Origin of the sequence: Lutibacter sp., from assembly GCF_030692605.1 — a bacterium.
Classification (GTDB): Bacteria; Bacteroidota; Bacteroidia; order Flavobacteriales; family Flavobacteriaceae; genus Lutibacter.
This window is the reverse complement of sequence record NZ_JAUYUD010000106.1, coordinates 24,159-47,742: the sequence shown is the minus strand read 5'-3', so window position 1 is coordinate 47,742 and position 23,584 is coordinate 24,159. Positions and strand designations below refer to the sequence as shown.

The window sequence follows — 23,584 nt, the reverse complement described above, 5'->3', positions numbered from 1 at the left end:
CTCATTTTTTAATGTTCCACGTGGAACATCTATTTAAAATATTCTAAACATTCATCTTCAGCCGTTCTCATTTTAACTACATCTTCAGTTGCTTTATCTTTAAATCCAAAGAAATGTAATATTCCATGAATTATAACTCTATTTAATTCATTATCAAAGGTTTGATTAAATAAAATAGCGTTTTCTTTAACCCTTTCTACAGAAATAAAAATATCTCCACCTATTAGTTTTCCCATCGTGTAATCAAAGCTAATAATATCAGTTAAAGTGTCATGTTCCAAGAAATCTTGATTCAATTTTAACAAATACTTATCATCGCAAAATATAAAATTAAGTTCGCCTTCTCTAAACTTATAGCGTTTTATACAACCGCTTATCCAATGTTTAACTTTGTCTTCATTACTTACATTAAACTCGGTCTCATAATTAAACTCAATCATAAATTACTCCTCTTTCTTAAAATAATTTTGCACCTTTTCTTTAAAAACAGGACGCAAAGGTAATGATTGCCTATTTAATATTTCATAATAATTCTTAAACAAGCGCTCATGCTTTAATTTTAATTCGTTGGTCATTTGAAAATTATCCTCACTTTTAGTAGCCTTTCTATTTTGATCTTCACCTTGTTCAAAACTAGCTTCATCTAATTTCAATAACTGATATTGAATGTCACTCATTTTTTTAATAAGTTCTTTTGTAAAACCTTTTTTAAGCAATTCAACTTGCAAATCTTCCATAGATTTTAATGGTGCATTTCCTTTAGAACCGCCCTCACCATTTTTATTTAACAACTCTTGCAACGCGTTTTTTAATATTTCTTGCTGCTTATATATCTCGTACAAACTGTCACCATCTTGATCTCCATTTTCCCCATCTCCTTTTTCCTTGCCATTCTCTCCCGGTTTTTGACCTGATTTATCCAATCCTTTTTGTGCCTCTTTCATTAAATCACCTTGCTTTTTAATAATGTCTGGCAACGAAAAATCACCTGATTTTCCTTTTCCCTTACCCATACTCATAGACGCATTTAACAAGCTTTCCAAAACATTACTTAATGAATTTGCTAAATTATTAGCGCCTGTAATAACAAATTGCTGGTCGGCAAAGCCTTGCGGAAAAAGACTTTCAGAAAAATTTGAAATGGACTGATCCAAGTAATAGTGCGTATTTTCAACTTCGGTTTGAATCGCTGTGCTCATTTTAACCAAACGAAGTGAAAGCACATACAAACTATCGTCAATATGTGTAAAATATTCCTTGAGTAAATTTTGCTCCTTAAGATTTCTGGAAAACTCGATTCTATTTCCTTTACTAGATTGATATTTTTTCAATAAATCTTCTTGTTTAAAAGAAAATTCGATCAGGTTTTCAACTATTATTCTCAGGTCTTCAATGTTTTCATCCATCATTTCACTTTCACCTTCTTGCATGTTTTTTTCTAGTTTTTTACCTAACTCTTTCATTTTTCGAGCAGCAAATTTTTGCTTGCTATTCGTTTTTGAATTGGGTTGCTTCAATTCATTAGGAAGATTCTCCAGCTCTTTTTTTACCTCCTCTACATCGTCTTTAACCTCAGGAATATCCATAGGTCGCTTCAGTTTATCGTTTTCCTTGTTGAGTTCCTCTAAATCCTTTTCAATTTCATTAAATTTTTTATTGATACTTTCTTGCGATTCACTTTGTTTCTCCTTTACTTGATTGTCAGCAATTTTTAACTGTTCGTCAGATAATTTTAGTAAATCTTCACTTACTTTATTCATTTTTTGTTCTACATAAAATCTTTTTGTAAGCTCTAAAATTCGTTCCAACGATTTTTCATTTCGTTTATTCTTTTGAACCAAATCATCCATTTTTTGCATCATCCCTTCGTTGTCCATTTTTTCAGCCAACTTCTTTAATTCATCCAATAATTTATTTTGCTGCATCAATTCCTGATTCTCAGAAATTCTTTTTTCTATCTCTTTGCTATCTGTATTTAGTTTTTCGTTCTCAAAATCTTTTTGAACCGTACTTTTAAATTGTTCTCCTAATTCTTTAAAAAGCTGTTCATATTTTTTATGACGATTTAGATTATCTTCTAATTTTTTTAAATCGTCCCAATTATAATTTTCTTTAGTTTTTAGCGCATTTTTAAAAGCCTCTTCCTCTTTATTACTTCTTTTAAATCTATCCAAAGATTTGCTCATTTCGTCAATTTGATTCTTTTGATCTTTCAACATTGCAATATCCTTTTCATCTTTGGTCATCTTATAAAACGAGAATATTTTACTCTTACTCTTTTTAGCTCCTTGTATTCCATCGTTATCAAATACTTCAAAATACATTTCATAATTTTCGCCTTCTTTCAATTTCAAATTTTCTGGTACAACAAAAGCTACATCGGCAATAAAACCTTTTTGAACACTAACTGAAACAGTAGAAATAATGCTAGGTTTATTGGTAGTGTAATAAATAAAATTTACTTTAGAAATACCATAATCATCACTTACCTGTCCAACAAATAAAACTGGCTCGTTACGAATAGAATCTAGATTGGACTCCATTTGAATTTTTGGAAATTCGTCATTTATAACATGAATCTTAAAATCCAGCACCTCGTGATTTTTAAAGTTTCTATTGGTAGTTCCAATACTATAATTAAAATCTTTCATGCAGGTATGCATTAACCTAAAGTGATTTTCCTTTTCTATTTGAAAAGGTTGAGAATGACCGATATCGCTTATAAATTGCAATGATTCCGTTTTAGCAGTGCTTACAATCCATGTGATTTTTGTTCCAGCTGGGACACTTAAATTACCCGAATTCAATATAATTTCATCCTTAATATTGGTGTAATTAGGATAATCTAACACCATTTTTAATTCTTCAATTACTGGAACAGTTTTTAGTGCAATTTCATACGATTTTGAACGGACTTTTCCATCCACAAAATGAAATGAAACTGCCTTCTTTAATTTGGAAAAGGTGTATTTAAATTTTCCTGAAGATTCACTTTCTAAATAAAATGGTTCATCATCGATTATTATCAACGGGTTTTCAGGAATAACCGAACCTTTAATACCAACTTTTAAGGTAAAATCATCACCCTCTTTTACGGATAAAACTTTATTTTCAACAATAAAACTAAATAGAGCAGGTGCTTCAAAAGCTGTTTTATAGTGCACAATTCTATTTAAACTATCACCTACTATAAACTGATTTCCAGATATATAAGCCCCAACTAAAAATAAAATTGGAATAGCTGCATACGGTACGTATTTTTTATTTTTTGAAAAATCAATAGCCCTTTTAAAAGGAATTGGAACCAATTGCTTTGCCTTTTGATCGATACTTGCCAACACCAAATCAGAATCTTGCGACAATTCTTTTAGCTGTATCATATTAAGCAGCTTATCACTTACTTCTGGGAAATGATTGCCAATAATTTTTGCCGCTTCTTTTGTGGAAATTCCACTTCTTAATCCAACTAATTTAATAATAGATTTTAAAATGTAATTATTAAACAACAACAATTCTACCCCAATAAAAACCCAAAATAAAAGAGTACGAGCAACTGGCTGTAACCATAAAAAATGTTCGATTAAAAGTGTAAAAATAAAATACAATAAACCAATGGAGCAAAACAGCAACATGCCTTTTAACAATTCATTTAAATAGTATTTATTTATAAACTGTTGTAATTTGAGTTGTATTTCGTTTATTGAATTCAATTTTAGTAGTTAACAAGTTGTAGCTGATAAATTTACTTAAAATAATAAGATAAATTATCTAAAGGCAGTCAAAAAAACAAACCTAAACGGTTAAAGAATAGTATAACCTAAATTCAATTAGAACCAATTCAATTAATAATATGAAACTTTAATTTCTAAATATCAGTCGATTCCGTCTTTGCGAATGAGGTACGAGTGTGGCAATCTGTTTATTAATCGTGAGATTGCCATATTTTACTTAAAAAAAGTAAAATTCGCAATGACTATTTTTCTAAACTATTAATTACCTTTAATTTATTATTAACGTGAGTTCGATATAAAAAAGAGCAATACTACCTGAATATAAACTATTTACGTCTTTGCGAATGAGGTACGAATGTGGCAATCTGTTTATTGATTGTGAGATTGCCACATTTTACTTAAAAAAAAGTAAAATTCGCAATGACTGTTTTTCTAAACTATTAATTACCTTTAATTTATTATTAACGTGAGTTCGATATAAAAAAGAGCAATACTACCTGAATATAAACTATTTACGTCTTTTGCGAATGAGGTACGAGTGTGGCAATCTGTTTATTAATCGTGAGATTGCCACATTTTACTTAAAAAAAGTAAAATTAGCAATGACTATTTTTCTAAACTATTAATTACCTTTAATTTATTAGTACGTTGAACTAATTTTCATAGAAAAATAAGCGATTATAAAATCACTATTTTTTCTTTAATGGCATATATTACCAAGCCAATACGTGATTTAACTTCTAATTTTTCGAACAATGCTTCTCGGTAATTTTCAACAGTTTTCGGACTTAAAAACATGACTTCTGCAATTTCTCTATATGTTTTTTCAGAAACCGTGAGCTTCAAAAATTCCAATTCTCTGTCTTTTAATTTTATACGTCTTTCGCTTTCTTTATTAGGTGAAGAATTTAACAGTGTGTTGGTTACATTTTCGGTATAATAAAATCCTGAAGTGTGCACTTCATTTAATGCATGCAATAAAATATCTGGATGAATATCTTTCAATAAATACCCTTTTGCGCCAGCACGAAGCATTTTTAAAATAGTAACCTCATCGGCCTCCATAGAAAGCGCAAGAACCTTAATTTCGGGTTTATTATCTTTTAACCATTGTGTAGCTTCTATACCATTCATTAAGGGCATTTGTATGTCCATTAAAATAATTTCAGGCTCTTTATTACTATTCGAAAAATAGTCCACAACTTCTTTGCCATTGCTCAAAACTTTGAGTACGTTAAATCGTGTAAATTGAGAAACTAAGCCGTTTAAAGCCTGAGAAAATAACATGTGATCGTCTACTATAATAATATCTATTTTTTCCATTTTAACTCTCTTTTTCTTTTGGGCATTTTATATATAACTTAGTGCCTTCGTTTACTTTCGAGTTTAAATTGAACGTGGCGCCAATTAAATTGGTTCTACTTTTCATATTTAAAAGGCCAATTCCTTTTTGTGAATCTGTATCTAAAACATCAAAACCAACGCCATTGTCTTCAATAAAAATTTCTAAAAATGAAGGTTGATAAACAAGGTCTACCTTTAATATTTTTGCTTTTCCATGTTTTAAAGTATTATTAAAAAATTCCTGTAATATTCTGAATAAAATTATTTCTTTTTCGTTGGTTAAACTATAAGTTTCCCCAGAAATTACAAAATTAGATTTAATAAAATTTAAGCGATTGTACCTTTCAATTTCATGGGTTATAGATTCTATTAAACCCTTATTTTTAATAGTATCTGGATTTAAAGATTTTGCCAAACCACGCAGTTCTTGTAAACTTTTACCAATAATTTCTCCCGTTTCTCTAATTTTTTCTTGCTGTTCTATAGGTAATGTTAATTGTACCATATTCAATTGCATTTTTGCAACTGAAAGTAACTGCCCCACATTATCGTGTATTTCCCAGCTTATATTTTGAAGTGCTTGTTCTTGAATTTCTAATTTAGACTTGGTAATTTCTTCATCAAAAAGTAATTGTGTTTCGCGCTGTTTTAATAAATAAGCTGTCTTTTTCTGTTGAAAGTAAAAAAAGAACACAATTAATGTAATAGCCAATATTAAAACTATAATAGTGGTTACAAAAATTAAAATTTGAATTTCAGTTTGTCCCATAAATTAAACATTATATTCTTTTTTACTTACTATAAAACCTGTGATAAAGCAACCAGCCATTATTATGTTTAAACTTAAAATTATAATATCAAAAACACCATTGTAATTTATTAGTTCGGCAATTACACAAATCGGAATCATGCCAATATTAAAAAATAAAACCCCTATACTTATCCAAAAATAGATTGAAGTATTTAATTTTAAAACCGCATCACTCTTTAATAATTCAATAAAATACAACATTACCGAAAGAACAATTAAAATACTTGAAACTATAATGTTATAGTTCAAATGTTCTAAAATAAAATTTGTAAAAAAAGCAATATCGATAATAGAAATTAATGTATAAATCAATATAATAGTTTTAATAAAATTACGGTATAATTTATTGTTGATTAACTTATAAAAAAAATAAAAATAAAAATAACTATTAGCTAAATTCCAAATATTATATATATAAAATGTGCCCTTTCTAAAAATTACTCCAATTACAAAGGAGATCAATTCTGTTATAAATGAATAGACTAAGAAAATTAGTAGTAATTTTAATAAATTACTACTTCTAATTTTATCAAAATTAACAACTACAATCAATATTGTAATCAAATAAATTAAAGGATATATTAGATTAAAATATTTCAATTTAATTGTGGATATACTGCTGAAAGTAATTGAACTACTGAGCCATTATTTAACCCATAAAATTCTTCAATATTACTACTGACTTTACTTGCTATAAAATTAAACATTATATTCTTTTTTACTTACCATAAAACCTGTGATAAAGCACCCATACATAATTACGTTTACAAATAATAATATATAGTGATATACACCTTCCCATTTTATAAGTTCGGCAACCACTAAAACAGGAATAAAACCAAAGTTAAAAATAATGATTCCAGTACTAATCCAAAATTCAGAAAGCCTTGTAACGTAAATAATTTTATTTGAATTCATAATTTCAAGAAAATAAATAAAAACTAAAAATGTTACCAAAAATAATCCTAAAATGAATGTATAAGTCTGCAACCTATGTTCAAATTTTTGAAAATATAACTGATTAATTATCAAACTAATTGCAAAGAAAAACATCATTATATAACCAATTTTTTTTGACTTTTTATTTTTAATTAAAATCGAATAAAAAAACAAATTGAAAAAAGTATATGCAATGCTATAAACATTATTTATAATAACTGTATTTACTCCTTTTGATAAATAAATATTTGCAATAGTTTCACTAATAAAAACATAACCTATAAAATATATAAAATATTTTATAGGTGTTGTTTTAAACTTTTTAAAGTTAAATATGGCTACAAAAAAAGTTATTGAAATAACTAATAAAATTAAAAAAGCTCTAATAACCATAAAGGAGCATTATTTTTTAAATTTAAACTTCGGTTTGAGGGTAAGGTGCTTGTGGAGGATTTCCTGATGTTCCGTAATTCATTTCATCAATATCATCTACTTCCAAACATGTTAAACTCTTACTATCCATACATTATTTATTATATTCTTTTTTAGTTACAATAAAACCAATACTAAAACAGCTTAACATAATTACATTTAAAGCGACTAAAATATATTTAAATATTCCTTTGTAATTTAGAAATTCTATCATTACATATATTGGAACAATACCTGCATAAAAAATTAAAATTCCAATACTTAACCAAAACAAAAGCATTTTATTAATCTTTAATATATCATCACTCTTTAAAAGTTCTACAAATAAATAAATAACACCTATAAGTATAAAAAAACTACCTATTATAAGCGAATATGTTTGGCTTGTTTGAATTGATTTTTGAAAAAATAAAACATTACTTAAACAAAAAAGTATATACAAAATAATTAATAATGGTAAATAAACTTTGTTCTTTTTGGTGTAATGGTAGATTGTAAACAAGTAAAATAAAACACTTACAAACATGTAAATATTATACAAAATAAACGTGTTCTTTTTTAATCCATTACCAACAAAAAACGCAGTTGTTTCATTTATTAAATCATAGAATAAAAAAAATAAAAAATATTTTAAAAATGTATGATTATATTTTTTATATGTAACAGTTCCTATAATTACTGTAATAAACAGTAATATATTAATTATTATACCCCACATAAAAATTACTATTGTATCTGAGGATAAGGTGCTTGTGGAGGATTTCCTGATGTTCCGTAATTCATTCCATCAATGCTATCCACATCAGAACCGCCTTCTCCGCCCTCAACACCTTCTTTGTTTAAAGAACCTACTGCAGCTTGGGTGGGTACAAAAAACACAGTAGAAAGTGCTTTTTTATCTTCTTTTTTATCGTTTTTAGCATAGGCTCCAAAATATACGCGCAACCCGTTTACAGTAATATTTTTGGCTTTTCCTTGCGCTTCAACATACGCAATGTATTCTTTTAATTCTTCCAAAGAAAACCAACTAGAAATGGCATCTTTTTTAGTTGGATTTCCAGTTTCTCTTTCAACAATTTTATCTAATTCTTTTGAGCGCGTTTTAATAAAATTTTGATTTAATTCTTTTGCCTCTTGTGGTGTAATTAATTTCATAATTATATATATATTTATTTAAATGTTAAAATTAGTGTATTTGCTTCAATTTTAAAACAAAAATAAAAAAGGGTGTTTTTCCCCATATTTAACAGTGTAAATCCCTTTTTAAACAATTATAATAAGTTCTACCTTCGGTATCTGAAAAAGAAATAAAATTAGCAACACATGAAAATATTAAAATACCTAAACCAAAAAAGCATCCAAACATTTGGTATAGGATTAATTGTGTTTTTTGCTCTTTTACTAAACTTATATATATTGAATCAGATAATTACTAAAGCGGGATCAGATATTGAATTTAAAAATAGCACAAACAGAACATTATATTAATTGTCACCCACACTTTAAAATAGTTGATTGACATTCTCTATTTCTAAAAAATCGTTTTTGGGTAACGTTTTTAAAGGCTACATTCCTGTAGCCTTTTTTTGTATTATAAAGGTGTGTATTTCTTTGGTTAATTTATCTTTGCATTTTAAAATTCATTTACAATGCAAAATGTTAGAGTGAGATTTGCCCCAAGTCCAACAGGACCTTTACATATTGGTGGTGTTAGAACTGCCCTTTTTAATTATTTATTCGCTAAAAAACATGGGGGTACTTTTATTTTACGAATTGAAGATACAGACCAAACAAGATATGTTGCTAATGCTGAAAAATATATAGTTGACGCTTTAAATTGGTGTAACATTCCTTTTGATGAAGGTCCAAATAAAAATGAAAAATACGGTCCTTATCGACAATCTGATCGAAAAGAGATCTATAAAAAATATGCTGATCAATTAATTGAAAACGGTAATGCCTATTACTGTTTTGATACTACTTCAGCATTAGATTTTCATAGAACAGACTACGAAGCAAAAGGGGAAACTTTTATCTATAACTGGCATAACAGAACAAAACTTACAAATTCTATTTCACTTTCTAAAGATGAAGTGCAAAAACGCCTTTTAAACGGTGAAGAATATGTAATTCGGTTTAAAATGTATGAACCCGAAAGTGAACAAGAAACTATAGAATCTATAGATATAATTCGTGGTCCAATTTCATTTAGAAAAGATATTTTAGACGATAAAATTTTGTTTAAAAGTGACGGGATGCCAACCTATCATTTAGCAAATATTGTTGACGATCATTTAATGGATATAAGCCACGTAATTCGTGGTGAAGAATGGTTACCATCGCTCCCTTTACACATAGCCTTATATGAAGCATTTGGCTGGGAAGCTCCTGAATTTGCTCATTTACCACTTATTTTAAAACCTGTAGGAAAAGGAAAATTAAGCAAACGCGATGGTGATAAATTAGGATTTCCTGTTTTTCCTTTGGAATATAAAAACGAAGAAACAAACGAGATTTCAAGAGGGTATAAAGAAGATGGTTATTTTGCCGATGCTTTTATAAATATGCTGGCTTTATTGGGTTGGAATCCTGGAACTGAACAAGAACTATTTACCTTGTCAGCACTTTGTGAAGCATTTACATTAGAACGTGTAAGTAAAAGTGGTGCTAAATTTAATCCTGATAAAACAAATTGGTTTAATCAACAATACATGTTGTTAAAATCTGATGCCGAATTGGCTGAATTATTTGCTCCTATTGTGGAAAAACACCTTGCTGTGAAAGATGAGATTACTTCGTCGTCAACTCCTCGTAATGACGCACACATATTTGACCTTGATTACATTACCAAAGTTGTTTCACAAATAAAAGAGCGAGCCACATTTGTAAGTGATTTTTGGGAATTAAGCAGTTTCTTTTTTGTAGCTCCAACTTCTTATAATGAAAAAGCTGCCTCTAAAAACTGGAAAGAAGATACCTCAGACATAATGAAAGAGCTAATTACTGTTCTTGAATCTATTAAAGATTTTAAATCTCAAAACATTGAAACTGCTGTTAAAGAATGGATTACTTCTAAAGAAATTGGATTTGGAAAAGTGATGCAACCTTTTAGATTAAGTTTGGTTGGAGACATGAAAGGTCCTCACCTATTTGATATTGCTGAAATGATTGGGAAACAAGAAACAATTAGAAGAATTCAAAAAGCGATTGCTACATTCTAAAATTTTCAAAAACGTCATTACGATGAGTGATAACGAAGAAGTAATCTGTTTCTAATTGGCAGATTTCTTTAGTTTTTATCAAAACTTCGCGATGACGTTTTCTGTAGTTCTAATTTTACATTATAACCTTTTAATAAATTTAAATTTTAAGCGCTTCTAATATTCTTTTAGGTGTAACTGGCAATCTATTAACTCTAGCGCCACAAGCATCAAAAACAGCATTTGCAATTGCGCCACCAACGCATATAATTGCTGGTTCACCGCCTCCTTGTGGTTTTGAATCCATTTTATCTATAAATACACATTCTATTGGAGGTGTATTTGAAAATTGTGTAAATTTATAACTACTAAATCCCCAAGATTTTATAGTTCTTCCAGTAAATTCAATATCTTCATACAACGCATAACCCAATCCCATTGTTATTCCTCCCTCTGTTTGTAAAATTGCACCATGCGGATTTACAACTTGTCCCATATCTTGCCCACAAACAATTCGTATAGGTTTAACTTCACCTGTTTTTTTATTAACAAATACTTCTGCAATTAAAGCTACACAGGTTCCTGCGTCTTCTCCAAGAGCTATTCCATAGCCATGTCCTTCTTTCTTAGGTTTATCCCAATTAAAAGTTTTTGCGGCCAATTCTAAAGTAGCGCGCATATTATCATCTTTTAAATTGTTTAATCTAAATTGCAACGCATCAATACCAACTGAATGAGCCATTACATCTATATGAGATTCTCTGGCAAATGTTGTAGTATTATTTCCAGGAGCTCTCCAAGCACCAGTTCCAAATGGATGAACATCATTTTTGTTAAACATTCGAGTTCTATTGTGAGGTACATTATAAAACAATTTGGTACCTCTAGTTCCAGCGCAATAAATATCGAATTCCCATAAATTTAGTTTTCCATAGCTGTCTACACCTGCTTTGGTATTTATAATTGCAGCCGGTCTAAACATATCATACATAAACTCTTCTCTTCTACTCCAAACTAATTGAACTGGTTTACCGCATTTTTTAGAAATTTTAGCAGCTTCTACGGCTTGTTGATTATAAATTTTTCCACCAAAACCACCACCAACAAAAATTTGTTTAACTATTACATCTTCTTCCGGCATATTAAATGTTTTAGCTAATTCAGCTCGAGTACCAAAGGGTGTTTGAGTTGAAGCCCACATAATTAATTTATTTTCTTGAAAATGGCATGTAGCGGAATGCGTTTCCATTGCAGCATGAGCTTTATAACCATCAAGATATTTTGCTTCAATAATTTTAGCTGAATTGGTTCTTCCTTGCTCTAAATCACCACTATTTTCAAATACAGAGCTAGATGTTATGTTGGTTTCTAAATAATTAAAAATAGATTCGCTATCTACATTTAATTTTGGTTCATCCCAAATAACTTTAACCTTTTTAGAAGCTTTATAAGATACTTCTGGATCAGAATGTACAACTGCAACTAAATCTCCATCATCAATTAACTCAATTCCCTTAAATTCTTTTAAACCACTGGAATCTACACTTATTTTTTTTGAGCCAAATACGCTTGATCTAACAATATTTGCATAAACCATTTCAGGTAATTTTATATCTCCAGTGTATTGTGCTTTTCCAGTAACTTTTGCAACAGCATCGGTACTAATAATTGATTTTCCAATAAGTTTAAAATCTTTCGCTTTTTTAATTTCTGGTTTTTTGGTAAGACTTTGAACTATCTTTTGACCTCTAGTTAATTGAGCATAAGTTATCTTTTTTGAAGAATCATCTTTTACATAAATAACTCCATTTTTTGCAACTAAATTTTCAATTGGCACATTTAACTTTTTAGATGCAATATCCATTAATATTTCTCTTGCCTCAGCAGCTGCAGCTCTAATAACAGGATCTGCAAATCTGGTGGTTAAAGAACCCCAAGTTCCAGCATCATAAGGACATAAATCTGTATCTCCCATTATCATTTTTACATCATTTATTCCAACTTCTAGTTCTTCTGCTAATACTTGAGCTAATGAGGTAATAATACCTTGTCCCATTTCAATTTTACCAGTAAAGCAATCTACAGTTCCGTCTTCATTTACACGTAAAAAAGCATTGAAATCTATTTGTTTTTCTTGGGTATTATTTTGACTCCATCCTTGTAATAAAGACAATTCACTTAAAGAAAATATAACTATAATTCCTTTTCCTAATTGTTTTAAAAATTTTCTTCGATCGTAACGAACGGGTTCATTAACATCACTAAAATACAACTGTGTAATTTTATCTGCTTCCATAATTATATTTTTTTGTTCATTTCAATTCCTGCAGTTTGTATAGCATCTACAATTCTGTTATATGAACCGCACCTGCATAAATTTTGCTCCATGCCTTTAATAATTTGATCTCTTGAAGGCTCAGGATTTTTTAGCAATAAACCGAAAGCGTTCATAATCATACCTGGTGTACAAAAACCACATTGCAACGCATCATGTTCCACAAATGCCTTTTGTATTGGATGTAACACTTCATTAGTGACCATTCCTTCAATGGTAGTAATTTCTTTCCCTTCCATATCTTCTATATACGTTGTACAAGATTGAAAAGGTTCATTATCTACCAATACTGTACAAGTTCCACACTGTCCCAACCCACAACCAAATTTTGTACCCGTTTGGTTTAAATTGGTTCTAATTACTGTTAAAAGCGATTCGTCTCCAACTACTTCAACATTAACAGGTTTGCCATTTAATTTAAAACGTATTGTTTTTTTCATTGTATAACTATTTATGTATCAGACCATTTAAATAATAAAAAAATCTATTATCAAATTTAAGTAATAAATCAATTAGTTTCTAATCAATTTCATCTTAAATGATTAATTAAAATCATTCTAAATTCCGTATCTTTATGTAATTAATTAACCTTTAAAAAAAAATAAAATGATTGGAACGTATATTACTATTTTTATTATTGTCGTGCTTGTTGTTTCAGGATTATTTACCGTAAAACAACAAACAATTGCCATTGTGGAACGATTTGGAAAATTCCAAAGCACAAGAACTCCTGGTTTACAACTTAAAATACCCATTGTTGATAAAGTTGCAGGACGGGTTAGTTTGCGTGTTCAACAATTAGATGTTATTGTTGAAACTAAAACGAAAGATGATGTTTTTGTGCATTTAAAAATTTCAGTACAATTTTTAATTAGACCAGACCATGTTTATGATGCGTTTTATAAACTTCAAAATCCGCATGAGCAAATTACAGCCTTTATATTTGATGTGGTGCGTGCTGAAGTTCCTAAAATGATATTGGATGATGTTTTTGAAAAGAAAGAAGAAATTGCATTGGCTATTCAACGTGATTTAAAAGAAGCTATGCTAGACTATGGGTACGATATTATTAAAGCATTAGTTACAGATATTGACCCAGATGAAAATGTAAAAATTGCTATGAATCGTATAAATGCAGCAGACCGTGAAAAAATTGCAGCACAACACGAAGGAGATGCACAACGTATTTTAATTGTAGAACGTGCAAAAGCTGAAGCTGAAAGTAAGCGATTACAAGGTAAAGGTATTGCAGATCAACGAAGAGAAATAGCTCGTGGTTTAGAAGAAAGTGTGATTGTTTTAAATAGAGCCGGTATAAATAGCCAAGAGGCTTCAGCTTTAATTATTATTACACAACATTATGACACCCTTCAAAGTATTGGTGCAGATACAAAATCGAATTTAATTTTATTACCTAATAACCCTACTGCTGCAAGTTCAATGCTAAACGATATGGTAACTAGTTTACTTGCTGCCAATAAAGTTATAGAATCTTCAAATACTGAGGAAATAAAAAAAGATCCAAAATCTAAAAAATAATGATTTTAACAACAACAAATTCAATAGACTCACATTCTGTAAAGGAATATTTAGGAATTGTTACTGGCGAAACAATAATTGGTGCTAATATTTTTAAAGATTTTTTAGCTGGTATAAGAGATATAGTTGGTGGTAGATCTGGTTCTTATGAAAAAGTGCTTAGAGAAGCTAAAGATACTGCTTTAATAGAAATGGAAGTGCAAGCGCAAAAACTTGGTGCAAACGCAGTTATTGGTATTGATTTAGATTATGAAACTATTGGTAAAAACGGTGGTATGCTTATGGTTACCGCCTCTGGAACTGCAGTAAAAATTTAATTTTAACTCCTTCCTTGATAAACTAAAAAGCCTGTGTAAAATACACAGGTTTTTTTATCAAATACTAAATTATTTTCTAATTTTTGTCTTCTTCTTCTTTTTTAGTATCAGGATCTTCATCTTTAGAAGCCTTTTTAAATTCCTTAATTCCACTTCCTAGTCCCTTCATTAACTCAGGTAATTTTTTTCCTCCAAATAACAATAAAATTGCCAATCCAATAATAATCCATTGCCAAGGACCAACCATTCCTAAAAAAACAACTAATGCATTCATATTATAAAATTTTAAGATACAAAGGTACTAATTAAATCTAAAAAACTATTATTTTTTAAAAAACTTGATTCGGTTTAATTTTCCTTTATAAAAACCAATTTTGAATTAAAAATATTGAAATTTATGATCATCTAAATTTTTAATTAACCGATTTAATTACACCTTTTACAACCGATTTAGATTTTACAATACTTGGCTTTCCTTTATAAAAAATAGAACCGCCAAATTGTGCTTTCGCATCTAACACCTCAGAAACATCAATTTCCACTACTGAACCTGCCAATGAGTTTACAATCGCCTGTTTACTTTCAACATCAAAACCATTATAAATTCCACCTGTATTTGCTTCAATATTCTGATTTTCAGCTATCCCTTTTAAATCGATAATACCCCCGGAAACAGTTTTAATAGTTAAATGTTTAACATCAATATCAAGTTTTATAATGGCACCTTCTTGTACTTTAACATCTAAAAGTGGCTGTTTCAATTTATTTTCTGAAACTATTTTAGCTCCTTCATTTGCATCTAAAACCTCAATATTTTTAGAGTAATAAAGTACTATTGTAGTTCCATCCATTTCAAAATTATCTGGAAATTTTAAACGAACTTTTAAAATTCCATCGCTGTTTTTAATTGAAATATCATCTGCTCTAGGTCCTGTAATTTCAATTTTTGATTCAGTTCCCTTTTTAATTTCTACCGTTAGTCCATTATAAACTTTTAAGGTATTAAAATCTCCTAAATTAGTGGATACTGGTTGTTGCGCTACTACTATTGTACTAACAAATAGCAGTATTAAAACTAGTTTTTTCATTATTTATATTTTACAATTATTAATAACTACCTAACGCAAATAGTATGCCTAAGCCGATTATTATTTCTCAATCTTTTCTAAAAGTGTAAAATCTAAGTGTTTTCGTTCCAAATCGGTATGCTTCACTTTAATTAATACGTGATCTCCTAGTTGATATAAATTTTTTGTTACCTGACCAACAAGTGCATATTGTTTTTCGTCGTACAAATAATAATCATCTTTAATTTCACGTATTCTGCACATTCCTTCACATTTATTCTCAATAATTTCAACATAAATTCCCCATTCTGTTACCCCGGAAATAACACCTTCAAATTCTTGATCTTTATGTTTTTCCATATACTTAACTTGCATATATTTTATGGAATCGCGTTCTGCTTTTGAAGCTAAAATTTCTCTATCTGTGGTGTGTTTGCATTTATCCTCAAATTCTTCCGCTTTTGGAGATTTTCCGCCATCTAAATAATGCTGTAACAACCGATGCGTCATTACATCTGGATATCTTCTAATAGGTGATGTAAAATGACTATAATAATCAAATGATAAGCCGTAATGACCTATGTTTTGAGTGGTATATTCGGCCTTACTCATCGATCTTACCGCTAGTGTTTCAATCATATTTGCTTCTCCTTTTCCATGTACATCTTCTAATAATTTATTCAACGTAGCTGAAGTGGTTTGTTTATTTTTAGTGTCAATTTTATTAGTATACCCAAACTTTTTTACAATGGCTTGCAATGCCATTAATTTATCTAAATCTGGTTCATCATGAACTCTATATATAAAGGTATTTTTTGAAGGTATACCATTGGCAGTTCCAATAAATTGGGCTACTCTTCTATTTGCTAATAACATAAATTCTTCAATTAACTTATTAGCATCTTTAGATTCTTTAAAGTAAACACCTGTTGGTTCAGATTCTTCATCTAGAATAAATTTCACTTCAACTCTATCAAATGTAATGGCCCCATCTTTTAATCTTTTCTTACGAAGAATTTTAGCTAATTCATTTAATTTTAAAATAGCTGAAACAATTTCTGGTTGAACAATGTATGCTTCATTTGTAATCGATATTTCATCAGGTATACTACAATTTAATTTTTCGATTTCTAATTTAGAAGGAATGACAGATGTATTATTTTCAATTAGTTCTTGAGCCTCTTCATAGGCAAATCGTTTATCAGAATAAATAATTGTTCTTCCAAACCATTCATTAATTACATGCGCCTTTTTATCTATTTCAAAAATAGCAGAAAATGTTAGTTTTTCTTCATTAGGACGTAATGAACAAACACCGTTCGATAAAATTTCAGGTAACATTGGAACTACTCTATCTACTAAATATACAGAAGTAGCTCTTTTATAGGCTTCTACATCTAAAATGGTATTATTTTTAACGTAATGTGATACATCGGCAATATGAATTCCTATTTGAAAGTTCCCATTTTTTAATACCTCAAAAGACAATGCATCGTCAAAATCTTTTGCATCTTTTGGATCTATGGTAAATGTAGTTACTTGGCGAACATCTCTACGTTTTCTAATTTCGTCCTCTGTAATTTCTAACGGTAAATATTGCGCTTCTGACTCAACATTTTCAGGAAATTTGTAGGGTAACCCATATTCTAAAAGTATGGAATGAATTTCAGTATTGTGATCCCCAGGTATTCCTAAAATTTCTAAAACTTCCCCAAACGGATTTTTTGAATTATCAGGCCAATCTGTAATAGTTACTAACACTTTTACTCCATCTTCAGCATCTTTCAATTTGTTTTTTGGGATAAAAATATCGGCATACATTTTAAAATCATCTGGAACAACAAAACCAAAATTTTTGTTTAACTGTAATACACCAACAAATTCAGTCTTTGCTCTTTTAATTATTTCAACAACATCACCTTCATCTTTACTATTATGCTTGCGACTATAAACATAAATTTTAACGGTATCTTTATCTAAACCTCTATTTAAATTTCGAGCTGGTATGTATATATCGTGCTCTAATTCATCACAAATAAAGTAGGCATTACCGTTAGATGTAACATCTAAAGTTCCTATATAGTATTTAGATTTTGCCGCTATTTTAAATTTACCTCTGCTAACTTCTTCAATTTTTTTTTGAATTTTTAAGGCTTCTAACTTTTGAATTAATTGATTTCTTCCCTTCGCATCACTAATTTCTAATTTTGATGCAAGTTGACGGTAATTAAAATTAGAATTAGGAGATTGGGTAAGACTTTTTAAGATTAGTTTTGTTAAATCTTTAACTTCATCATCTTTTTTTTTAAATATTTTTTTTCTATTTGACATTCACTTTTTTATTAATAAATTCAAAATTACGATTATTTAAACAGGATTATGTTAATTAATTATTAATTACAATTTGTACTTTGCACATTGAAAAATGTATTTATATGAACACCAATTGGTTTGTAATTATTAATCCAAAATCTGGTCATGGATCTGCCAAAAAAAAGTGGCCTTTAATAAAAAAAGAATTAATTATTCAAAACTTTGATTTTGAATATGAATTTACAAAACATCATAACCATGCTGTAGAATTAGTTAAACAAGCTATAATTAAAGAATTTACAAAATTTATATGTGTTGGTGGAGATGGAACTATTCATCATTTAGTAAATGGAATTTTACATTTAAATCCTTCAAATAAAAATGAACTTAAAATTGGAGTTATTCCAATAGGTACTGGGAATGATTGGATTAAAACTTATAAAATATCTAAAAATTATAAAAAATCAATTGCAATTATTAAAAACGAAAATACTATATCACAAGATATAGGAAAAATAAAAATTAAAGAAAGTAATAAAATAATTTACTTTAATAATTTAGCAGGAATTGGTTTTGACGGTTATGTAGTAAATAAAGTAAGTAAATTTAAACATTTAGGTTTTTTAGCTTATTTAACGGGAGCATTAGTAAGTTTAACCAGTTATAATAAAAGCACTTTAGAAATAAAATTTAACAATATTATAATTAAACAAAAAACACTTTTATTTTTAATAGGGTTATGTAAATTTTCTGGTGGTGGAATGCAATTAACTAAAAATGCAAATCCAACTGATTCCCTTTTTGATATCACTCATGTTTCAAAAATAACTTTATTTACTATTTTAAGTAATTTAAGAGGATTATTTAATGGTAATTTAACCAATCATAAATCGGTTAATAATTATAAAACTTCACAATTAAAAATTAAAGTTTTAGACAATCAATTAACATATATTCAGGCAGATGGAGAACTAATAGGCTCTGGTAATTTTAAGGTAAAACTACTTCCAAAAGCAATCAACTTTATAGTTCCAAAACCATAAAAATTAAAATTTTCTTAATAAAAGTGTAACATTTGCAAAAGTACTTCGTCTATTTTATACAGAAGACTTTAACAATGAAAAGGTTATATAAAATAATTGCACTATTTTTTGTTATATTTTTAATAGGAATATTAATTACAATAAAAAGTATAAATACCTTCTTTTCATCAAAAAGTAATGTAGAAATAGTTCAAGTTTCTTCAACTTTAGTAAAATCACAAATTCAATTTTAGTTATTAACACACATTATTAATTTATATTTTTAATTTAAATTATTATAAAAATATTGATTGTTATTATAGTGTGTTAATATGTATGATAAATTTTATTAAATTAATTTTTTATTACTATTTATAAATAATTACCAACACATATAATATTTGTAATTACTTAATTTTCAATAAAAATAAACTAGTTATAAACATAGTGTTTATAACTAGTTTATCTTATTTTTTGAATAACTTTTAAAAATATTTTGTTTATAAACCTACTAAAAAATGTTTACAACTACCTATTAAAATTTAATAAAAAAAGTTGTTTATAAAAACAGGTTTATTGTATTAGTGAATAGTTTTAATATTTCAAAATTTACTTATCATTTTTAACGTTGAATTTATCCACAATTGCTGTTTAAATTAAAAGTATTGTTAATCAGTTAATTAAAAAATGCTATTAACATTCTGTATTTTTACAGTTAATAAGTATGAATTTGTACTTTTGTACCGGTATAATTTAAAATTAAGTTTATGATAATTGCAATAGGTAATGATCACGCAGGTACACACTACAAATTTGAAATTACAAAGTTATTAAAATCTAAAGGGATTGAAGTTTTAAATTTTGGAACAGATTTAGAAGATAGTATGGATTATCCAGATACCATTCACCCGGTTGCAACTGCGGTAGAAACTAATAAAGCAACTTTTGGAATTATAATTTGCGGTAGTGGGAACGGTGCTCAAATTACAGCCAATAAACACCAAGGAATTAGAGCGGCACTTTGTTGGAATAATGAATTAGTTGAACTAGCTAGACTTCATAATAATGCTAATATTTTAAGTATTCCGGCAAGATTTGTTTCGTTACAGCAAGCTATGGGTTTTGTAGAACTATTTTTGAAAACTGAATTTGAAGGTGGAAGGCACCAAATAAGAGTTGAAAAAATACCAACTAAATGTTGTTAAGCAAAGCATCATTAATTTTGTCATTCATCAATAATTAAATGGGGAATAATCATTCACATCATCATCCTAAATTAAGTGGAAAAAATTTATTACTATCTATAATTTTAAATAGTATAATTACAATTGCGCAATTAATAGGAGGATTTGTTTCAGGTAGTTTAGCGTTAATTTCAGATGCCGTACATAATTTTTCAGATGTAATTTCATTAATTATTAGTTATGGTGCACATGTGCTAAGCAACAAAAAAAAGCAAACAGCATCTTCTACTTTTGGATATAAAAGAGCTGAAATTGTTGCCGCTTTTATAAATGCCTTATCTCTAATTATTATTGCTGTTTTTCTTGGATTTGAAGCCGTTAAACGGTTTTATAATCCTCAAGAAATAGAAAGTAATATAGTTATTTGGTTAGCTATTTTAGGTATTGCTGTAAATGGTTTTAGCGTTTTATTATTAAAAAATGATGCAAAACACAATCTTAATATGCAATCGGCATATCTTCATTTATTTACAGATATGCTAACATCGGTGGCAGTTTTAATAGGTGGTTTACTTATGAAATTTTATGAAATATATTGGATCGATGCTTTTTTAACTCTTATAATATCAATCTATCTAATGTATTTAAGTTGGAATATTTTAATAACTTCACTTAAAATTTTAATGCTGTTTGCACCATCTCACCTTAATATAGAAGAAGTAGTTGCAGAAGTATCAAAAGTTGTAGGAATTAAAAATGTACACCATGTTCATATTTGGCAATTAAACGATCACGATTGTCATTTTGAAGCACATATAGAATTTTCTGAAGATATTAAATTATCTGAATTTGATTTTATATGCGAACACGTTGAAACTGTTTTGTTTGATAAATTTCATATCAATCATTGTAATTTACAACCAGAATTTAGTAGAAATGATTCCAAAGAAATTATAATTCAAGATTAATGCTACATATTTATAGTAAATCTTATTCAGAATTAACCACCTCCGAATTGTACGAAATTCTTCAATTAAGAGTCGAGGTTTTTGTGGTTGAACAAAATTGTGTGTATCAAGATGTAGACGGAAAAGACCAAAAAGCAATTCATATTATTGGTACAAAAAACAATAAAATAGTTGCCTATACTCGCATTTTTAAACCTAGAGATTATTTTTCTGAAGCAAGTATTGGTAGGGTAGTTGTTGCAATTAATGAGAGAAAATTTGGTTATGGTCATGTAATTATGAAACATTCTATAGATGCTATTAAAAATTATTTTGATCAAGATCTAATTAAAATTTCTGCACAATTATACCTTAAAAAGTTTTATGAATCTCATAATTTTATACAAATAGGAGAAGAATATTTAGAAGATAACATACCACATATTGCTATGATTAGAACTACCTATGAAAAATTCTAAAGTTAAAATTAAAACCATTACAAACCTTTCAAACGAATGGTATAAGTTAGATAAAGTAAATTTTGATTTTCAAACAAAAAGTGGAACATGGCAAAATCAGAATAGAGAAAGTTATGATAGAGGTGATGGAGCTGCAATTTTATTGTATAATCCAGACAAAAAAAAAGTAATTCTTACCAAACAATTTAGAATGCCCAGTTACTTAAACGGTAATAATGATGGGATGATGATTGAAGTTTGTGCAGGTTTATTAGACAATGATAACCCGGTAGATTGTATCAAAAAAGAAACAGAAGAAGAAACCGGATTCAAAATTGAAAACCCAATAAAAATTTTCGAAATCTATTCAACTCCTGGAGCTGTTACTGAAAAAATACACTATTTTATTGCAGAATATAATGATGATTTAAAAATTACTAGTGGAGGAGGTTTAGTAGAAGAATCGGAAGAAATTGAAGTTATAGAATTAGATTTTTATAAAGCACTAACAATGGTTTCAACAGGTGAAATTTGTGATGCTAAAACCATTATCCTATTACAATACGCCAAGATTAATAATTTGGTTTGATTTAGTTGTAAGTTCTAAGCATTAAGTTTTAAGAAGAAAATTATAATGGAAATAAGTTATAAACTTAAAACCGTAAACCAAAAACTGTAAACCAAAAACTTAGAACTGTAAGCTTAAAAGTGCTATTATTAAATTTATTTTCATCAGCATAAAAAGCGTTGATATTATTATAACTAAAGGTTTAATATACTCATATCTTTTTTATATTTTAGCAACATTCAAAAATTAACTTAATAAAGATTATGGCAGAAGATAAAGAAAAAGCAGCAAAATTAAAATCATTACAACTTACCTTAGATAAATTAGATAAAACCTATGGAAAGGGAGCAGTTATGAAAATGGGAGATATGGCCATTTCTGATATTCAAGTAATCTCATCGGGGTCGCTAGGATTAGATTTAGCTATGGGTGTTGGCGGTTATCCAAGAGGAAGAATAATTGAAATTTATGGACCAGAATCTTCGGGTAAAACAACCTTAAGCTTACATGCAATTGCCGAAGCTCAAAAAGCAGGTGGTATAGCAGCATTTATAGATGCAGAACACGCATTCGACCGTTTTTATGCTGAAAAATTAGGTATAGACATTGATAATTTAATTATTTCTCAACCGGATTATGGTGAGCAAGCATTGGAAATTGCAGACAACCTAATTAGTTCTGGTGCTATTGATATTATTGTAATTGATTCAGTAGCAGCATTAACTCCAAAAAGTGAAATTGAAGGCGAAATGGGTGACTCTAAAATGGGCTTACATGCACGTTTAATGTCTCAAGCGCTACGTAAATTAACAGGTACTATTCATAAAACAAATTGTACTGTAATTTTTATTAATCAGTTACGTGATAAAATTGGAGTTATGTTTGGAAATCCTGAAACAACTACAGGTGGTAATGCGCTTAAATTTTATGCATCGGTTCGGTTAGATATTAGAAGGCGTACTCAAATAAAAGATGGAGAAGTTGCCACTGGTAATAGTACCAAAGTTAAAGTAGTTAAAAATAAAGTAGCTCCACCTTTTAAAGTAGCAGAATTTGATATTATGTACGGCGAAGGAATTTCTAAAACAGGAGAAATTTTAGATTTAGGTGTAGAATACGGAATTATTAAAAAAAGTGGCTCTTGGTTTAGTTATGGTGAAACAAAATTAGGTCAAGGTAGGGATGCCGTAAAAGCATTGATTAAAGACAATCCAGAATTAGCGGAAGAATTAGAAACTAAAATAAAAGAGACGATTAAAGTACAATAGGGATAAAGTGTTATTTATTAAAGGGTTGTTTTAAAGAAATTTAGAACAACCTTTTTTTATTTTAGGATTGTTTTTAACAAAAAATTTACCTATTTTGTCGAAGCGACTC

General features: G+C 28.6%; 22 protein-coding genes. 9 read left to right on the top strand and 13 right to left on the bottom strand.

Annotated features, from left to right (window positions below; all coding sequences use genetic code 11):
* Window positions 1-29: 29 nt before the first annotated feature.
* The 8 genes from ybeY to Q8S45_RS11135 form a co-directional block, all read right to left on the bottom strand.
* Window positions 30-440 carry an rRNA maturation RNase YbeY gene (gene ybeY, locus Q8S45_RS11170; RefSeq protein ID WP_305604737.1) on the bottom strand — a complete coding sequence of 137 codons (411 nt, stop codon included), beginning with the start codon at window positions 438-440 and terminating at the stop codon, window positions 30-32.
* Window positions 441-443: 3 nt separating this feature from the next.
* A complete protein-coding gene (locus tag Q8S45_RS11165) occupies window positions 444-3,710 on the bottom strand; it encodes a DUF4175 family protein (protein ID WP_305604735.1) in 3,267 nt (1,088 codons plus the stop codon).
* A 699-nt stretch (window positions 3,711-4,409) separates the two neighbouring features.
* A complete protein-coding gene (locus tag Q8S45_RS11160; RefSeq protein WP_305604733.1) occupies window positions 4,410-5,054 on the bottom strand; it encodes a response regulator transcription factor in 645 nt (214 codons plus the stop codon).
* Window position 5,055: 1 nt separating this feature from the next.
* Window positions 5,056-5,844 carry a sensor histidine kinase gene (locus Q8S45_RS11155; RefSeq protein WP_305604731.1) on the bottom strand — a complete coding sequence of 263 codons (789 nt, stop codon included), beginning with the start codon at window positions 5,842-5,844 and terminating at the stop codon, window positions 5,056-5,058.
* Between the two features lie 3 nt (window positions 5,845-5,847).
* Window positions 5,848-6,198: a hypothetical protein gene (locus Q8S45_RS11150; RefSeq protein WP_305604729.1), complete on the bottom strand. Its 351-nt coding sequence runs from the start codon at window positions 6,196-6,198 to the stop codon at window positions 5,848-5,850.
* A 387-nt stretch (window positions 6,199-6,585) separates the two neighbouring features.
* The gene (locus Q8S45_RS11145) at window positions 6,586-6,804 is read right to left on the bottom strand and encodes a hypothetical protein (protein ID WP_305604727.1); all 219 of its coding nucleotides are present in this window, start codon (window positions 6,802-6,804) and stop codon (window positions 6,586-6,588) included.
* A 547-nt stretch (window positions 6,805-7,351) separates the two neighbouring features.
* The gene (locus Q8S45_RS11140) at window positions 7,352-7,537 is read right to left on the bottom strand and encodes a hypothetical protein (RefSeq protein WP_305604725.1); all 186 of its coding nucleotides are present in this window, start codon (window positions 7,535-7,537) and stop codon (window positions 7,352-7,354) included.
* A gap of 446 nt (window positions 7,538-7,983) precedes the next feature.
* Window positions 7,984-8,412, bottom strand: coding sequence for a hypothetical protein (locus Q8S45_RS11135; RefSeq protein WP_305604723.1), 429 nt, complete (start codon window positions 8,410-8,412; stop codon window positions 7,984-7,986).
* 494 nt (window positions 8,413-8,906) lie between these two features.
* Here Q8S45_RS11135 and gltX point away from each other — a divergent pair, with 494 nt between their 5' ends.
* Complete coding sequence (gene gltX, locus Q8S45_RS11130) at window positions 8,907-10,478, top strand: glutamate--tRNA ligase (RefSeq protein WP_305604721.1); 1,572 nt, start codon at window positions 8,907-8,909, stop codon at window positions 10,476-10,478.
* 139 nt (window positions 10,479-10,617) lie between these two features.
* Here the strand turns inward: gltX and Q8S45_RS11125 are convergent, their stop codons facing one another.
* Both Q8S45_RS11125 and Q8S45_RS11120 read right to left on the bottom strand, forming a co-directional pair.
* A complete protein-coding gene (locus Q8S45_RS11125) occupies window positions 10,618-12,753 on the bottom strand; it encodes a molybdopterin cofactor-binding domain-containing protein (RefSeq protein WP_305604719.1) in 2,136 nt (711 codons plus the stop codon).
* A 2-nt stretch (window positions 12,754-12,755) separates the two neighbouring features.
* On the bottom strand, window positions 12,756-13,232 hold the full coding sequence (locus Q8S45_RS11120) for a (2Fe-2S)-binding protein (protein ID WP_305604717.1): 477 nt from the start codon (window positions 13,230-13,232) through the stop codon (window positions 12,756-12,758).
* 166 nt (window positions 13,233-13,398) lie between these two features.
* On the opposite strand from Q8S45_RS11120, the gene Q8S45_RS11115 reads away from it, so the two are divergent.
* Together Q8S45_RS11115 and Q8S45_RS11110 are read left to right on the top strand one after the other, a co-directional pair.
* Window positions 13,399-14,331 (top strand): SPFH domain-containing protein, encoded by a 933-nt coding sequence (locus tag Q8S45_RS11115; protein ID WP_305604716.1) that lies wholly within the window; start codon window positions 13,399-13,401, stop codon window positions 14,329-14,331.
* On the top strand, window positions 14,331-14,648 hold the full coding sequence (locus Q8S45_RS11110; RefSeq protein ID WP_305604714.1) for a heavy metal-binding domain-containing protein: 318 nt from the start codon (window positions 14,331-14,333) through the stop codon (window positions 14,646-14,648). The genes Q8S45_RS11115 and Q8S45_RS11110 overlap by 1 nt, the downstream gene beginning before the upstream one ends.
* A gap of 76 nt (window positions 14,649-14,724) precedes the next feature.
* Here Q8S45_RS11110 and tatA read toward each other — a convergent pair whose 3' ends face one another.
* The 3 genes from tatA to rnr form a co-directional block, all read right to left on the bottom strand.
* Window positions 14,725-14,922, bottom strand: a complete 198-nt coding sequence (tatA, locus tag Q8S45_RS11105; RefSeq protein ID WP_305604711.1) for a twin-arginine translocase TatA/TatE family subunit — start codon at window positions 14,920-14,922, stop codon at window positions 14,725-14,727.
* Between the two features lie 139 nt (window positions 14,923-15,061).
* Window positions 15,062-15,736: a head GIN domain-containing protein gene (locus Q8S45_RS11100; protein ID WP_305604709.1), complete on the bottom strand. Its 675-nt coding sequence runs from the start codon at window positions 15,734-15,736 to the stop codon at window positions 15,062-15,064.
* 60 nt (window positions 15,737-15,796) lie between these two features.
* Window positions 15,797-18,046, bottom strand: coding sequence for a ribonuclease R (gene rnr / locus Q8S45_RS11095; RefSeq protein ID WP_305604707.1), 2,250 nt, complete (start codon window positions 18,044-18,046; stop codon window positions 15,797-15,799).
* Between the two features lie 104 nt (window positions 18,047-18,150).
* Here rnr and Q8S45_RS11090 point away from each other — a divergent pair, with 104 nt between their 5' ends.
* The 6 genes from Q8S45_RS11090 (at window position 18,151) to recA (ending at window position 23,475) form a co-directional block, all read left to right on the top strand.
* Entirely contained in the window at window positions 18,151-19,071 is a 921-nt protein-coding gene (locus Q8S45_RS11090; RefSeq protein WP_305604705.1) for a diacylglycerol kinase family protein, read from the top strand.
* Between the two features lie 746 nt (window positions 19,072-19,817).
* Window positions 19,818-20,255, top strand: a complete 438-nt coding sequence (gene rpiB / locus Q8S45_RS11085; RefSeq protein WP_305604703.1) for a ribose 5-phosphate isomerase B — start codon at window positions 19,818-19,820, stop codon at window positions 20,253-20,255.
* A gap of 38 nt (window positions 20,256-20,293) precedes the next feature.
* The gene (locus Q8S45_RS11080; RefSeq protein ID WP_305604701.1) at window positions 20,294-21,202 is read left to right on the top strand and encodes a cation diffusion facilitator family transporter; all 909 of its coding nucleotides are present in this window, start codon (window positions 20,294-20,296) and stop codon (window positions 21,200-21,202) included.
* The gene (locus Q8S45_RS11075) at window positions 21,202-21,660 is read left to right on the top strand and encodes a GNAT family N-acetyltransferase (RefSeq protein WP_305604699.1); all 459 of its coding nucleotides are present in this window, start codon (window positions 21,202-21,204) and stop codon (window positions 21,658-21,660) included. The genes Q8S45_RS11080 and Q8S45_RS11075 overlap by 1 nt, the downstream gene beginning before the upstream one ends.
* On the top strand, window positions 21,647-22,228 hold the full coding sequence (locus Q8S45_RS11070; protein WP_305604697.1) for an NUDIX domain-containing protein: 582 nt from the start codon (window positions 21,647-21,649) through the stop codon (window positions 22,226-22,228). The genes Q8S45_RS11075 and Q8S45_RS11070 overlap by 14 nt, the downstream gene beginning before the upstream one ends.
* A gap of 242 nt (window positions 22,229-22,470) precedes the next feature.
* Window positions 22,471-23,475, top strand: a complete 1,005-nt coding sequence (recA, locus tag Q8S45_RS11065) for a recombinase RecA (RefSeq protein ID WP_305604695.1) — start codon at window positions 22,471-22,473, stop codon at window positions 23,473-23,475.
* The last annotated feature ends 109 nt before the right edge of the window (window positions 23,476-23,584 follow it).

Coding starts and splice junctions, on each gene's coding strand:
- ybeY (WP_305604737.1), bottom strand. CDS start 440: ATGATTGAGTTTAATTATGAGACCGAGTTTAATGTAAGTAATGAAGAC.
- Q8S45_RS11160 (WP_305604733.1), bottom strand. CDS start 5,054: ATGGAAAAAATAGATATTATTATAGTAGACGATCACATGTTATTTTCT.
- Q8S45_RS11155 (WP_305604731.1), bottom strand. CDS start 5,844: ATGGGACAAACTGAAATTCAAATTTTAATTTTTGTAACCACTATTATA.
- Q8S45_RS11145 (WP_305604727.1), bottom strand. CDS start 6,804: ATGAATTCAAATAAAATTATTTACGTTACAAGGCTTTCTGAATTTTGG.
- Q8S45_RS11140 (WP_305604725.1), bottom strand. CDS start 7,537: ATGCTTTTGTTTTGGTTAAGTATTGGAATTTTAATTTTTTATGCAGGT.
- Q8S45_RS11135 (WP_305604723.1), bottom strand. CDS start 8,412: ATGAAATTAATTACACCACAAGAGGCAAAAGAATTAAATCAAAATTTT.
- gltX (WP_305604721.1), top strand. CDS start 8,907: ATGCAAAATGTTAGAGTGAGATTTGCCCCAAGTCCAACAGGACCTTTA.
- Q8S45_RS11125 (WP_305604719.1), bottom strand. CDS start 12,753: ATGGAAGCAGATAAAATTACACAGTTGTATTTTAGTGATGTTAATGAA.
- Q8S45_RS11120 (WP_305604717.1), bottom strand. CDS start 13,232: ATGAAAAAAACAATACGTTTTAAATTAAATGGCAAACCTGTTAATGTT.
- Q8S45_RS11115 (WP_305604716.1), top strand. CDS start 13,399: ATGATTGGAACGTATATTACTATTTTTATTATTGTCGTGCTTGTTGTT.
- Q8S45_RS11110 (WP_305604714.1), top strand. CDS start 14,331: ATGATTTTAACAACAACAAATTCAATAGACTCACATTCTGTAAAGGAA.
- tatA (WP_305604711.1), bottom strand. CDS start 14,922: ATGAATGCATTAGTTGTTTTTTTAGGAATGGTTGGTCCTTGGCAATGG.
- Q8S45_RS11100 (WP_305604709.1), bottom strand. CDS start 15,736: ATGAAAAAACTAGTTTTAATACTGCTATTTGTTAGTACAATAGTAGTA.
- rnr (WP_305604707.1), bottom strand. CDS start 18,046: ATGTCAAATAGAAAAAAAATATTTAAAAAAAAAGATGATGAAGTTAAA.
- Q8S45_RS11090 (WP_305604705.1), top strand. CDS start 18,151: ATGAACACCAATTGGTTTGTAATTATTAATCCAAAATCTGGTCATGGA.
- rpiB (WP_305604703.1), top strand. CDS start 19,818: ATGATAATTGCAATAGGTAATGATCACGCAGGTACACACTACAAATTT.
- Q8S45_RS11080 (WP_305604701.1), top strand. CDS start 20,294: ATGGGGAATAATCATTCACATCATCATCCTAAATTAAGTGGAAAAAAT.
- Q8S45_RS11075 (WP_305604699.1), top strand. CDS start 21,202: ATGCTACATATTTATAGTAAATCTTATTCAGAATTAACCACCTCCGAA.
- Q8S45_RS11070 (WP_305604697.1), top strand. CDS start 21,647: ATGAAAAATTCTAAAGTTAAAATTAAAACCATTACAAACCTTTCAAAC.
- recA (WP_305604695.1), top strand. CDS start 22,471: ATGGCAGAAGATAAAGAAAAAGCAGCAAAATTAAAATCATTACAACTT.